Origin of the sequence: Pseudoxanthomonas sp. SGT-18 (genome assembly GCF_003931645.1) — a bacterium.
Lineage (GTDB): Bacteria > Pseudomonadota > Gammaproteobacteria > Xanthomonadales > Xanthomonadaceae > Pseudoxanthomonas.
In genome coordinates this window covers 135,034-147,408 of record NZ_RRYJ01000009.1, presented here as the reverse complement: position 1 = coordinate 147,408, position 12,375 = coordinate 135,034, and the positions used below count along the sequence as shown (strand labels likewise).

Sequence of the window (12,375 nt, the reverse complement as noted above, 5' to 3'; positions counted from 1 at the left end):
TTCCTTCCCAGTCCGCCGCGATCCGCTTTTTCGAATCACGAACCACGAATCCCCAATCACGGCTTTCAGTTGATTGTTCCGACCAGCTTCAGCCGCTTGTCCTCCGGTACCTCGGTGTAGGCCAGCACCGACAGCGACGGCACGCTGTGGCGTACCAGCCGCGCCAGCGAGGCGCGCACGGTGGCCGGTACCAGGACCACCGCCGGTTCGCCCTTCGCCTCCTGCCGCCCGGCGCACTCGGCCAGGCTTTGCTGCAGGCGTTCGGCCAACCCGGGCTCCAGCGCCGCGGCGCCGTTGCCCTGCGCGGACTCCTGCAAGACCCGTTCCAGAGGCGCGGCCAGGGTGAACACCGGCAGCTCCGGCGAGGCGCCGGCGATCTCCTGGACGATGAAGCGGCCCAGGCTGTTGCGGACCGCGGCGGTGAGCACGGCCGGGTCCTGGCTGTAGGCGCCGTGCTCGAGCAGGGCCTCGGCGATCTTGCGCAGCTGGCGCACCGGGATCCGCTCCACCAGCAGGTTCTGCAGCACCCGCGCCACCACCGACAGCGGCAGGGTCTTGGGCACCAGGTCCTCGGCCAGCTTCGGCGCGCTGCGGGCGAGGGTGGCCAGCAGCTGCTGCACCTCCTCGTGCCCCAGCAGCTCCGGGGCGTGCTCGCGCACCAGGTGGGACAGGTGGGTGGCGACCACGGTGGCCGGGTCGACCACGGTGTAGCCCAGGGCCTCGGCCTGGGCGCGCTGGTGCGGGTGGATCCACACCGCGTCCAGGCCGAACGCCGGGTCCTTGCCCTTGATGCCGTCGATCGGGCCAAGCGCGCCGCCCGGGTCCAGGGCCAGTTCGCGGTCCGGCTGGATCTCGGCGGTGGCTACCGGCACGCCGTGTACCAGCAGGCGGTACTGGTTGGCCTGCAGCTCCAGGTTGTCGCGGATGTGCACCGGCGGGATCAGGAAGCCGATCTCGTGGGTGAGCTTGCGGCGCACGCCCTTGATCCGCGCCATCAGCTCGCCGCCCTGGGTCTTGTCCACCAGCGGGATCAGGCGGTAGCCGACCTCCAGGCCCAGCGGATCGACCGGGCGCAGCTCGTCCCAGTCCAGCTCGCCGGCCGCCTGGCCCGGGGCGGCCGCCGGCCCGGCGGCCTCGGCCCGCGCCGCCGCGGATTCCTCCTGCTGCTTGCGCTGCCACAGCTTCCAGGCAGCAAAGCCGAGCACCGCGCCCAGCGTCAGAAAAGCGACGTTGGGCATGCCCGGCACCAGGCCCACCGTCACCAGGATGGCCGAGGCCACGCCCAGGGCGCGGTACTGGCCGAAGGCCTGGCCGACCACCGCCTGGCCCATGTCCTGGGCGCGCGAGGCGCGGGTCACCAGCATGGCCACGGCCGAGGACACCAGCAGCGCCGGCAGCTGCGCCACCAGGCCGTCGCCGATCGACAGCAGGGTGTAGGTCGAGGCGGCGTCGGCGGCGGCCATGCCGTGCTGGAACATGCCCACGGCGAAGCCGCCCAGCAGGTTGATGAACAGGATCAGGATGCCGGCGACGGCGTCGCCGCGGATGAACTTGCTGGCGCCGTCCATCGCGCCGTAGAAGTCGGCCTCCTCGCGGACCTCGTCGCGGCGGGCCTTGGCCTCCTCGCGGGTGATCAGGCCGGCATTGAGGTCGGCGTCGATCGCCATCTGCTTGCCGGGCATGGCGTCGAGGATGAAGCGCGCGGTCACCTCGGAGATGCGCCCGGAGCCCTTGGTGATGACCACGAAGTTGATGATGGTCAGGATCGCGAACACCACGATGCCGACCGCGTAGTTGCCGCCGACCACGAACTCGCCGAAGGCGGCGATCACCTTGCCGGCGGCGTCGCCGCCGGCCTGGCCGTGCAGCAGGATCACGCGGGTGGACGCCACGTTCAGCGCCAGCCGCAGCATGGTGGTGGTCAGCAGGATGACCGGGAAGATGGTGAAGTCCAGCGGCCGCTGCACGTAGACCACGGCCAGCAGCACCACCAGCGAGATGGCGATGTTGAAGCTGAAGAGGGCATCCAGCAGCAGCGGCGGCAGCGGCACCACCACCATGGCGAGCAGGGCCAGCACCAACAGTGGCGCGCCGATGCCATTGCGGGCCATTTCCAGCAGGCGGCGGGACAGCGGCTGGGAAGCGGTCGCGCTCACTTGCCGTCATCCTCCGGGAATTCCCTGACCTCGACCGTGCCCAGCTGCGGCGCGCGCCCGGTACCGGGGCGCCAGGCGCGCAGCTGGTACACGTAGGACAGGACCTGGGCCACGGCGGCGTACAGTCTCACGGGGATCTCCTTGTCGAGCTCACCCTCGCGATACAAGGCGCGTGCCAGAGGCGGCGCGGACACGATCGCCACGCGGTGGGCGTCGGCCACCTCGCGGATCCGCATCGCCAGCTCGTCCACGCCCTTGGCCACCACCTTCGGCGCGCGCATGCTGCCGCCGTCGTACTTCAGGGCCACCGCGTAGTGGGTCGGGTTGACCACCACCACGTCGGCGGTCGGCACCGCCTCCATCATCCGGCGCTGCGACATCTGGAACTGCATCTGCCGGATCTTGCCCTTGACCTGCGGGTTGCCGTCGGCCTCCTTCATTTCTTCGCGCACTTCCTGGCGCGTCATCTTCAGCTTGCGGAGCCGGTTCCACTTCTGGTACGGCGCATCGGCCAGGGCCAGCAGCAGCAGCGCCACCGCGGCGGCGCCCAGCAGGCGGCCGGCGAAGTACAGGCCGGTGCGCGCGGCGTCCTCCAGCGACTGCCCGGGCATGGCGCGCAGCACGTCGAAGCCGTGCACCAGCACCAGGCCGCAGGCGGTGCCCAGCAACGCCACGCGCAGCAGCGACTTGGCCAGTTCCACCAGGCCGTCGCTGCTGACCATGCGCTGCAGCCCGGCCAGGGGGTTGAGGCGCTCGGGCTTGGGCGCCAGTGCCTTGAGGTTGAACTGCAGGCTGCCCATCAGCACCGGCGCGACCAGGCAGGCCAGCAGCGCCACGCCCAGCAGCGGCAGCACCACCGCGAACAGCTTCAGCAGCAGCATGCCCATGTGCCCGAACAGCAGGGACGGGTCCTCCAGCATCCCCAGGTCGGGCGCCAGCGCGTTGCGCATCCAGCCGGCCGCGCCGCGCGCGAACATTGGACCGCCGGCGATCACCGCCACCACGCCGGCGCCGAACAGCGCCGCGTTGCCCAGTTCGCGCGAACGCGGGACGTTGCCTTCCTCGGCCGCCTTCTGCAGGCGTCTGCCGGTTGGCTGTTCGGTTTTTTCCTGGCCGTCCTCGTTCTCGGCCATGCCGGTCTCCGGCGCCGGAAGGGGGCCGGCGCGGGGCGGTCAGTGCAAGTTCCGTTCCAGGCGCCGGCTCAGGGCGCGGGGACGGCCATGCCGGCGTCGAACGCGGTGTCGAACAGCGCCTGCACCGGGCGCGCGATCTCGCCGGCCAGCAGCGACAGCAACAGCATGCCGGTCAGCACCGCCACCGGCAGGCCCAGCTGCACCGGATGCAGCGAAGGCGCGGCCTTGGCCAGCACGCCGAAGGTGAGGTTGGTGGCCAGCATCGCCATCATCAGCGGCAGGGCCAGGCCCAGGCCGCCGCGCAGCACCGCCGGGAACAGCTGCACCGGCACCGACAGCCCGGCCGCGGCATCGGTCCAGCCGGCGCCGATCGGCAGGGCCTGGTAGCTGCGCACCAGCATCGCGACCATGGCCAGGTGTCCGTCGCTGGCGAAGAACAGCAGGCCGAAGGCGAGGTAGAACCACTGCGCGACCACGCCGGAACTGGTGCCGCGCAACGGGTCGTTCATCTGCGCGAACGCCAGGCCCATGCCCTGGGACACGATCTCGCCGGCGAACGCCCCGGCCTCGAACATCAGGCGCAGGCAGAAGCCCATGGCCACGCCCACCGCCAGTTCCCGGGCCACGCCCAGCACGCTGGCCGCGTCCAGGCCGGCGAACTCCGGCACCGGCGGCAGCATCGGCGCCAGCGCCATGGCCAGGGCGCCGGCCACCAGCACCCGCACCCGCACCGGTACCGCGCGGGTGCCGATCAGCGGCATCGCCATCAGCATCGCCCCGGTGCGCAGCATGGTCCACATGACCGTGCCGATCATGCCGAAGGCCTGCTGGCCGTCGACCACCATCTGGGTTGCCGGATCCACCGCGCGCTCCCGTCCTCAGCCGATCAGGTGGGGGATGCGCTGGAACAGCGTGGTGGTGTAGTCGACCAGGTAGGCCAGCAGGAAGCTGCCCAGCGCGAACAGCGCCGCGGTCATGGCCACGGCCTTGGAGATGAAGGCGATGGTCGGCTCGTTGATCTGGGTGGCGGCCTGGACGATGCCGACCACCACGCCCACCACCAGCATGGTGACCAGCAGCGGGCCGCCCACCCACAGGGCCACCTCGAGGGCGCGGCGCAGTTCGGTCAGGGCCAGTTCCGGGCTCATCTCAGACCCCGTTGAAGCTGGCCGCCAGGGTGCCGACGGTCAGCACCCAGCCGTCCACCAGCACGAACAGCAGGATCTTGAACGGCGCGGAGATCAGCATCGGCGAGAGCATCATCATGCCCATCGACATCAGCACGCTGGCCACCACCAGGTCGATCACCACGAACGGGATGAAGATCAGGAAGCCGATCTCGAACGCGGTCTTCAGCTCGGAGGTGACGAACGAGGCCGCCAGCACCGGGAACGGCACCGCGTCCGGGCCGCTGTAGGTGTCATGCCCGGCCAGGCCGGCGAAGGTCATCAGGTCGGTCTCGCGCACCTGCGCCAGCATGAACGCGCGCAGCGGCGCGGTGCCCAGGTCCCAGGCGCTGCGGAAGTCGATGTCGCCGTTGAGGTAGGGGCCGAAGCCGGCGTCCCAGGCCTTCTGCCACACCGGCATCATGACCATCGCGGTCAGGAACAGCGACAGCCCCACCAGGATCTGGTTGGAAGGGGTCTGGCCGGTGCCCAGTGCCTGCCGCAGCAGCGCCAGCACGATGATGATCCGGGTGAAGCAGGTCATCACCAGCAGCAGCGACGGCAGCAGGGTGATGCCGGTCATCAGCAGCAGGGTCTGCAGCGGCACGCTCACCGGGGCGTCGCCGATGCGGCCCACGGTCACGTTCGGCAGGGATGGCACCTGCGGCGCCGCCGGCGCGGCGGCGGCCAGCAGCGGCAGGCAGGCCAGCACCAGCACCACGACGGTCAGGAGCAGGCGGCGGGAGTTCATGTCAGCGGGTCCGGCGCAGCCGCTGCGACAGCAGCTGGGCGAAGTTGGGGAGTTCCTTGAGGTTGGGCAGGCGCGGCGCCTCGGGCGCGGGCAGCGGCTCGGGCAGCTCGTGCAGCAGGGTCACGCCGCCCGGGGAGACGCCCAGCAGCAGCTGGCGGCCGCCGACCTCCACCACCACCGCGCGCTCCTTGGTGCCCAGGTGCAGCGAGGCGACCACGCGCAGGCCGTCGGCGGGACGGAAGCCGGAGCCGGGCATGCGCTTGAGCAGCCAGGCCAGGCCGACGATCAGGCCCAGCACCAGCAGCAGGGCGAAGAACGCGCCGAACAGGCCCGGGCCCTGGGCCTGCGCCGCCGGCCGCGCGGCCTGCGCGGCGGGGGCGGCGGCCAGCAGCAGCGGCAGGATGCTCAACGCAGCCTCCGGATCCGCTCGCTGGGGCTGACCACGTCGGTCAGGCGCACGCCGAAGCGGTCGTTGATCACCACCACCTCGCCGTGGGCGATCAGGGTGCCGTTGACGTACACGTCCAGCGGCTCGCCGGCGCCGCGTTCCAGCTCGATCACCGAGCCCTGGTTGAGCTGCAGCAGGTTGCGGATCGGCATGCGGGTGCGGCCGACCTCCAGCGACAGGGTCACCGGCACGTCGAGGATGACGTCCAGGTTCAGGTCGCTGGCGCCCTGGACGGGCTCGGACTGCAGCGCGTCGAATTGCGCGGTCGCGGCAGGGGCTTCGGTGCTCATGCGGGCATTTCCTCGGGGGCGGCCTGGCGCGGCTTTTCGGCGCCGGGCGGGTGGGTCTGGACGATCTTCACCGCGTTCCTGCCGTTGGACAGGCCGAACTGGCCGGTGAACACCGGGATGTTCTCCACGCACACCGGGACGGTGGTGGACAGCTCGATCGGCAGCACGTCGCCGACCTTCAGCTGGGTGAGCTGGCGCAGGTCGATGCGCTTCTCCGCCAGCACGCTGGAGATGGTCACCTCGGCCAGCTGCAGCTGCTCGCGCAGGGTGGCGTTCCAGCTCTCGTCGCGGTCGATGCGGTCGCTCTGGATGCCGGCGTCGAGCAGCTCGCGGATCGGCTCGAGCATGGAATAGGGCAGGGTGACGTGGATCTCGCCGCCGCCGCCGTCCAGCTCGACGTGGAAGCGGCTGACCACCACGTACTCGCGCGGGGTGACGATGTTGGCGAAGTGCGGGTTGATCTCGGAGTTGATGTACTCGAACTCCACGTCCATCACCGGTGCCCAGGCCTCGACCAGGTCGGTGAAGGTCTGGCGCAGCATCAGCTGGATCACCCGCATCTCGGTGACGGTGAACTCGCGGCCCTCGATCCGGGTCGGGTAGCGCCCGTCGCCGCCGAAGAAATTGTCCACCACGGTGAACACCAGCTTGGGCTCGAACACGATCAGGCCCATGCCGCGCAGCGGCTTGAAGCGCACCAGGTTGAGGTTGGTCGGCACGTACAGCGAGTGCATGTACTCGCCGAACTTGATCAGGTCGATGCCGCGCACGGAGATGTCGGCCGAGCGCCGGATCAGGTTGAACAGGCCGATGCGCCACAGGCGCACGAAGCGCTCGTTGACCATCTCCAGGGTGGGCATGCGCCCGCGGATGATGCGGTCCTGGCTGGCGAAGTCGTACGGCCGCGCGGTGCCCGGGTCCGGCTCCGGCTCGGTGTTGACCGCGCCGGAATCCACGCCGTGCAGCAGGGCGTCGATCTCGTCCTGTGAGAGCAGGTCGTTGATGGTCATGGGCGCGCGCGGCTCACTGGGTCACGAAGCTGGTGAACAGCAGGGCTTCGGCGCAGGGCTTGCCGGTCTCGGCGCGCATCAGCTTGCGCACCTCGGCCAGGGCCTCGGCCTGCAGCGCTTCCTTGCCGGCGCGGTCGGCGATGCCCTCGGCGGTCTGCTGCGCCAGCAGCATCAGCAGGCGGGCGCGGATCGCCGGGGCGTGGCGCTCCAGCTCCGCCAGCTCGTTGTTGTCGCGGGTCATCAGCTGGATCTCCACCTGCAGGTACTTCGGGCCCTCGATGCCGCCGTTGAGGTTGACCACGAACGGCGGCTCCAGCGCCAGGTACTGGGCCGGGGCCGGCAGGCGCGGCTTGGCCGCCTCGGCGGCGGCCTGCTCGGCGGCCTTGGCGCGCTGGGAGCTCCAGTACCAACCGCCGCCGGCGCCGCAGGCCACCAGCACCGCGACCAGGGTGATGACCAGGGGCAGCTTGCCGCCGTCGCGGGGAGTACTGTTCGGCGAGTTGCGGGGGGTCCTGTCGGCTGCGGTGGCCACGCGTCGATCTCCTGTGGTTTGCGGCAAGGCCTATGCAAGCGGCGTGCCGCAAGCGCGGCGACGGTTTGACGACGAGCGGCGGCGGAGCCGGCGAAGGTCCGGCGCGTGGCCGCACGGCCGGCATGGCCGGGGCCTGGCGATCGGGATTGCGACAGGCACCTGCGCCCCGGCCGCGGACGCGGCCAGGGCGGGGCAGCAAACACGCACCATCGAAGCAGCGCGGCGGACCAGGTCCGGGGACAGCGGTGCCGCGCGACCGGCACCGCGACGGTCAGGCGTAGGCGTCGAGCAGGCCGCGTCGGGCCATCCGTACCGGCTGGGCCGTGGCCGCCGGTTCGTCGCCGTTTGCTTCGCCGCCACTCCCCTGGCGGCCTTGCGACGCCGCTTCGCGGTCGCCAGCCTGGCCGTGGCCAACCCCGGCATGGGCCAGCTCGAAGCCATGCTGGCCCAGCATCTCGCGCAGGCGCGGCAGGCTCTGCTCCAGCGCCTGGCGGACCTCGGCCTGGGCGCTGCTGAAGTCGGCGCTCAGGCGGTCGCCATCCAGCTGCAGGCGCACCTCGACCGGGCCCAGGTCCCGCGGCGAGACCCGGATGACGGCATGGCTGATCTTCTGCCCGGCCAGCCACTCCACGTGGCTGCCGACATCCTCGGCGAAGCCGGCGTCGCCCAGCTGCGGGGTAGGCAGGTGCGCCGGGGTGGCCGGTAGCGCCGCGGCGGGTGCGGCCACTGGCGCCGGGTTGGCCAGCGGCAGCACGAAGGCCGGTGCCTGCGATTCCGGGCCGGTCTCCGGGACCAGCGCCTGCAGGTGGCGCGCGGCGCCGGCCAGGGTGTCCAGGGCCTCGCCGGCGGCATCCTCCTGCGGCAGGGGTTCGGCAGCGGGGGACGGGGCGGCGGCCAGCGGGCGCGCGGCGGGGGCGGCCAGGTCCGGCAGCAGCGGGGCCGTGGCCTTGCCGGCCGCGGCGGGCTCGCCTTCGCCGGCATTGCCCGCAACAGGAGCGGGAACGGCGGCGCCGGCGGCCGGGGCCGGCGGCGCCGGTTCCGGCGGTTGCAGCAGCCAGGCCAGGCCCGGCGGGGGCCAGTCGCTGGCGGCGGCTTCGCCATCGCTGTCCGTGCCCGGGGTCTCGTCCGTGGCCGCCGGCGCGGCGGTGGCCGCTTCCGCGGATTCCTCCGTAGCCGGGCGGGCCTCGCCGGGGGCGCCCGGCAGCTCGTCCCGGGCCGGGGCCTCGTCCTTGCCCGGCTGGCGCGCCGGGGCGTCGGCGCGGGCAGGGCCCTTGCGCGCGGCGCCGGCGTCCTGCGGGCCTTCCAGCAGGCGCGCGAAATCCTGGCCCTCGCCGCCGGCGGAGGCGCCGCGCGGGGAGGGCGGGGAGCCTGCCGGGGCGGTCTTCGGCGCCGGGGCGACGGCGGCAAACAGGCTCGGGGTCACTGCGACTCTCCTTCCTGCCGGGCCTGCTGCGCGGCGCGCACGCGGCGCGCGCCCAGGTCGTCCATCTCGCGCTGGCTGCGGCGCTCGTCGGCCTTGCGTTCCTGGGCGCGGTAGCTCGCCGCCAGCTGCTCCAGCACCGCCTTGTCGCGGCTGGCCAGCAGCAGGCGGGCACGTTCGGCCTCCAGCCGCTCGCGGCTGCGGTCCACGTTCCGGCTCTGCTGTTCGACCGCGCTCTCCAGGCGGTCGAGGAAGGCGCGCCGGTTGGCCAGCTGCGCCGGGCTGATCGCGGACATCTGGCTGGCGGCGTACTCGGCGGCGTAGCGCCGCAGCTCCTCCAGCCGCGATTCCTGCAGTTCGTGCGCACGCTGGCGCTCGGCCAGCTCGCGCGCCACGGCATCCTCGTGCTCCTGCGCGCGGCGCAGCAGCGGATCGATGCGGCGGGACTGCATCATGCGGCGTTCTCCTTGTGCAGCAGGTCGGCCAGGGCCTGGCGGCTATGTTCCAGGTCGGCCGAGCGGGCCACGTCCTGGCCGAGGAATTCGACGATCTGCGGCCAGCGCGCCAGGGCCTCGTCCACCAGCGGGTCGTTGCCGCGCTGGTAGGCGCCGATGGCGATCAGGTCGCGGTTGGCGTTGTAGGCGGCGACCAGGCGCTTGAGCGCGCGGATGCGCTCGCGCCAGGTCTCGTCGGCGATGTCCTGGACCACGCGGCTGACCGAGGACTCGACGTCGATGGCCGGGTACAGGCCGGCGTCGGCGATCCGTCGCGACAGCAGGATGTGGCCGTCGAGGATGGCGCGCGCGGCGTCGGCGATCGGGTCCTGCGGGTCGTCGCCTTCGGTCAGCACGGTGTAGAAGGCGGTGATCGAGCCACGGCCCTTGGCGCCGTTGCCGGCGCGCTCGACCAGCGCCGGCAGCTTGGCGAACACGCTCGGCGGGTAACCGCGGGTGGTCGGCGGCTCGCCCACCGACAGGCCGATCTCGCGCTGGGCCTGGGCGAAGCGGGTCAGCGAGTCCATCAGCAGCAGGACGTTCAGGCCCTGGTCGCGGAACCACTCGGCGATGGCGGTGGCGCGGTAGGCGCCATGCAGGCGCGCCAGCGGCGGGCGGTCGGCCGGGGCGGCCACGACCACGGCGCGGCGCAGGCCTTCCTCGCCCAGCGTGCTCTCGACGAAGTCGCGCACTTCGCGGCCGCGTTCGCCGATCAGGCCGACCACGATCACGTCGGCCGCGGTGAAGCGGGTCATCATGCCCAGCAGCGTCGACTTGCCGACGCCGGAACCGGCGAACAGGCCCACGCGCTGGCCGCGGCCGATCGGCAGCAGGGCGTTGATCGCGCGCACGCCCACGTCCAGCGGCTGGGTGATGGGCTCGCGCGCCAGCGGGTTGATCGCGGCGCCGGCCATGCTCACGCTGCCCTCGGCGCGGACCGGGCCCTTGCCGTCCAGCGGCACGCCGTCGGAGTCGATCACCCGGCCAAGCAGGCCTTCGCCCACTTCCACGCCGCCGCGCCGGCGCACCGGCACCACGCGGGCGTTGGGCAGCAGGCCGTGCAGTTCGGCGCTGGGCATCAGCGAGGTGCGGTCGCCGGCAAAGCCGACGACCTCGGCCTCGACCCAGCCGCCGTCGGCCACTTCCACCCGGCAGGTGGCGCCCATCGGCGCCGCGCAGCCGGTGGCTTCCAGGGTCAGGCCCACGGCGCGGCGCAGGATGCCCTCGCGGATCAGGCCGCGGCCGGCGGCCGGGTCCGGGGACAGGGCGCCCAGGCGCATGGCCAGGCGCAGGTTGCGCGCGGACAGCCAGTCGGCCGGCACGGCGCCGCCGAGGGCGGGATTGCGGTCGGGGGCGGGGTTCATGCGCTGGCTCCGGCCTTGTGGATCACGCTTTCCAGCGCGCCGCGCAGGCGCGCCTCCAGGGTGCCGTCGATGCGCACCGCCTCGGCGTGCACGCGCAGGTCGCCGCGGCCCAGGGTCGGGTCGGGCACCAGGCGCGCCTCGGACACCAGCGCCAGCATCGGGGCCAGGGTCTCGATGTCGTCCGGGTGCAGGCGCACCTCGACCTCGCGGCTGGCGCCGCCGACCGCGTCCAGCGCCTCGGACACCAGTTCCGACAGCAGCGCCGGGTCGGCCTCGTAGGCGCGGCCCACCAGGCTGCCGGCGATGCGCACGGCCAGCTCGCCCAGCGCGGCGGTGACTTCGTCCTCGAGGCGGGCGAGGGGGCGGGTGAAGTTGTCGAGGATGCCCTCGATCTGCGCGGTCAGCCGGCGCACCTCGGCCTGGCCCTGGGCGAAGCCGTCCTGGTGCCCCTGGGCGAAGCCGGCCTGGTAGCCCTCTTCGCGCGCGGCGTCCTGGATGGCCTGGATCTCCTCCAGGGTCGGCGGAACCGGCAGCGGCACTTCCTCCACGATCTCCGGCTCCGGTGCCGGGGGCGGGGCGACCTCCAGCTCCGGCGCCATCCAGCGCACGACGGTGCTCATACCAGCTCCTCGCCACCGCCGCCGCTGAGGTTGATCACGCCCTCATCGGCCAGGCGGCGGACGATGGTCATGATCTCCTTCTGCGCCGCCTCCACGTCGGACAGGCGCACCGGTCCACGCGCCTCCATGTCCTCCAGCAGGATCTCGGCGGCGCGCTGGGACATGTTGCGGGTGATCTTCTCGCGCACCTTGATGTCGGCGCCGCGCAGGGCGATGCCCAGGCGCTCGCCGGAGACCTCGCGCAGCAGGGTCTGCAGCTCGCGGTCGTCCAGCTCGACCAGGTCGTCGAACACGAACATCAGGTCCTGGATGCGCTGGCACAGCTCGTTGTCGACCTTGCCGATCTCGCCGAGGATCGACTGGTCCTGGCCGCCGTCGAGGAAGTTGAGGATGTTGGCCGCGACCTTGACGCCGCCGATGTTGGACGACTTCAGGTTCTGGTTGCCGGCGAACTGTCGCTCCATGATCTCGTTGAGCTCGTTGAGCGCGTTCGGCGGGATGCCGTCGAGGGTGGCGATGCGCAGCAGCACGTCCGAGCGGGCGCGGTCGGGCAGGAACTTCAGCGCCTCGGCGGCCTGGTCCGGGTCCAGGTGGGAAAGCACGATGGCGCAGATCTGCGGGTGCTCGTTGCGCACCAGGTCGGCCACCGCGCGCGGGTCCATCCACTTGAGCGTGTCCAGGCCGGTGGTGTTGCGGCCCAGCAGGATGCGGTCTATCAGGCTGCCGGCCTTGTCCGCGCCCAGCGCCTGGATCAGCACGTTGCGGATGTAGTCGTCCGCGCCCACGCCGAGCGAGGTCTGCCGCTCCAGCGCCTGCTCGAACTGCTCCATCACGTCCATGACCTGCTCGCGGCTGATGCCGCTCATGGTTGCCATCGCCAGGCCGAGCTTCTGCACTTCCTTGGCGCTCATGTGCTTGAGCACCTCGGCCGCGTCGCTCTCGCCCAGCGACAGCAGCAGCACGGCGGCGCGCTGCACGCCGGTCAGTTCGG

Annotated in this window: 14 protein-coding genes; all 14 read right to left on the bottom strand. The window is 72.3% G+C overall.

Annotation, left to right across the window (positions count from 1 at the left end):
- Positions 1-65: 65 nt before the first annotated feature.
- On the bottom strand, positions 66-2,111 hold the full coding sequence (flhA, locus tag EIM47_RS12940; protein WP_125077144.1) for a flagellar biosynthesis protein FlhA: 2,046 nt from the start codon (positions 2,109-2,111) through the stop codon (positions 66-68).
- Between the two features lie 41 nt (positions 2,112-2,152).
- Positions 2,153-3,289: a flagellar biosynthesis protein FlhB gene (gene flhB / locus EIM47_RS12935; protein WP_019397615.1), complete on the bottom strand. Its 1,137-nt coding sequence runs from the start codon at positions 3,287-3,289 to the stop codon at positions 2,153-2,155.
- Positions 3,290-3,357: 68 nt separating this feature from the next.
- Complete coding sequence (fliR, locus tag EIM47_RS12930) at positions 3,358-4,152, bottom strand: flagellar biosynthetic protein FliR (protein WP_019397614.1); 795 nt, start codon at positions 4,150-4,152, stop codon at positions 3,358-3,360.
- A 15-nt stretch (positions 4,153-4,167) separates the two neighbouring features.
- Complete coding sequence (locus EIM47_RS12925) at positions 4,168-4,437, bottom strand: flagellar biosynthetic protein FliQ (RefSeq protein WP_019397613.1); 270 nt, start codon at positions 4,435-4,437, stop codon at positions 4,168-4,170.
- A gap of 1 nt (position 4,438) precedes the next feature.
- Positions 4,439-5,206: a flagellar type III secretion system pore protein FliP gene (gene fliP / locus EIM47_RS12920; protein ID WP_019397612.1), complete on the bottom strand. Its 768-nt coding sequence runs from the start codon at positions 5,204-5,206 to the stop codon at positions 4,439-4,441.
- Position 5,207: 1 nt separating this feature from the next.
- Positions 5,208-5,609 (bottom strand): flagellar biosynthetic protein FliO, encoded by a 402-nt coding sequence (gene fliO / locus EIM47_RS12915; protein ID WP_028915060.1) that lies wholly within the window; start codon positions 5,607-5,609, stop codon positions 5,208-5,210.
- 2 nt (positions 5,610-5,611) lie between these two features.
- The gene (gene fliN / locus EIM47_RS12910; RefSeq protein WP_019397610.1) at positions 5,612-5,944 is read right to left on the bottom strand and encodes a flagellar motor switch protein FliN; all 333 of its coding nucleotides are present in this window, start codon (positions 5,942-5,944) and stop codon (positions 5,612-5,614) included.
- The gene (gene fliM / locus EIM47_RS12905) at positions 5,941-6,954 is read right to left on the bottom strand and encodes a flagellar motor switch protein FliM (RefSeq protein WP_019397609.1); all 1,014 of its coding nucleotides are present in this window, start codon (positions 6,952-6,954) and stop codon (positions 5,941-5,943) included. Before fliM ends, fliN begins: the two co-directional genes overlap by 4 nt.
- A 13-nt stretch (positions 6,955-6,967) precedes the next feature.
- A complete protein-coding gene (locus tag EIM47_RS12900) occupies positions 6,968-7,486 on the bottom strand; it encodes a flagellar basal body-associated FliL family protein (RefSeq protein WP_028915059.1) in 519 nt (172 codons plus the stop codon).
- A 271-nt stretch (positions 7,487-7,757) separates the two neighbouring features.
- Complete coding sequence (locus tag EIM47_RS12895) at positions 7,758-8,909, bottom strand: flagellar hook-length control protein FliK (protein WP_125077132.1); 1,152 nt, start codon at positions 8,907-8,909, stop codon at positions 7,758-7,760.
- Positions 8,906-9,361 carry a flagellar export protein FliJ gene (gene fliJ / locus EIM47_RS12890; RefSeq protein ID WP_028915057.1) on the bottom strand — a complete coding sequence of 152 codons (456 nt, stop codon included), beginning with the start codon at positions 9,359-9,361 and terminating at the stop codon, positions 8,906-8,908. Before fliJ ends, EIM47_RS12895 begins: the two co-directional genes overlap by 4 nt.
- Positions 9,358-10,764 carry a flagellar protein export ATPase FliI gene (gene fliI / locus EIM47_RS12885; RefSeq protein ID WP_019398885.1) on the bottom strand — a complete coding sequence of 469 codons (1,407 nt, stop codon included), beginning with the start codon at positions 10,762-10,764 and terminating at the stop codon, positions 9,358-9,360. Before fliI ends, fliJ begins: the two co-directional genes overlap by 4 nt.
- On the bottom strand, positions 10,761-11,384 hold the full coding sequence (locus tag EIM47_RS12880) for a FliH/SctL family protein (RefSeq protein ID WP_125077131.1): 624 nt from the start codon (positions 11,382-11,384) through the stop codon (positions 10,761-10,763). The genes fliI and EIM47_RS12880 overlap by 4 nt, the downstream gene beginning before the upstream one ends.
- A complete protein-coding gene (fliG, locus tag EIM47_RS12875) occupies positions 11,381-12,370 on the bottom strand; it encodes a flagellar motor switch protein FliG (protein ID WP_026010577.1) in 990 nt (329 codons plus the stop codon). Before fliG ends, EIM47_RS12880 begins: the two co-directional genes overlap by 4 nt.
- Positions 12,371-12,375: the final 5 nt, after the last annotated feature.

Bases quoted from the DNA above. Each gene is read 5' to 3' on its own strand.
- flhB (WP_019397615.1), bottom strand. From the start codon at position 3,289: ATGGCCGAGAACGAGGACGGCCAGGAAAAAACCGAACAGCCAACCGGC.
- EIM47_RS12880 (WP_125077131.1), bottom strand. From the start codon at position 11,384: ATGAGCACCGTCGTGCGCTGGATGGCGCCGGAGCTGGAGGTCGCCCCG.
- fliP (WP_019397612.1), bottom strand. From the start codon at position 5,206: ATGAACTCCCGCCGCCTGCTCCTGACCGTCGTGGTGCTGGTGCTGGCC.
- EIM47_RS12925 (WP_019397613.1), bottom strand. From the start codon at position 4,437: ATGAGCCCGGAACTGGCCCTGACCGAACTGCGCCGCGCCCTCGAGGTG.
- fliN (WP_019397610.1), bottom strand. From the start codon at position 5,944: ATGAGCACCGAAGCCCCTGCCGCGACCGCGCAATTCGACGCGCTGCAG.
- fliM (WP_019397609.1), bottom strand. From the start codon at position 6,954: ATGACCATCAACGACCTGCTCTCACAGGACGAGATCGACGCCCTGCTG.
- flhA (WP_125077144.1), bottom strand. From the start codon at position 2,111: ATGGCCCGCAATGGCATCGGCGCGCCACTGTTGGTGCTGGCCCTGCTC.
- fliI (WP_019398885.1), bottom strand. From the start codon at position 10,764: ATGAACCCCGCCCCCGACCGCAATCCCGCCCTCGGCGGCGCCGTGCCG.
- fliJ (WP_028915057.1), bottom strand. From the start codon at position 9,361: ATGATGCAGTCCCGCCGCATCGATCCGCTGCTGCGCCGCGCGCAGGAG.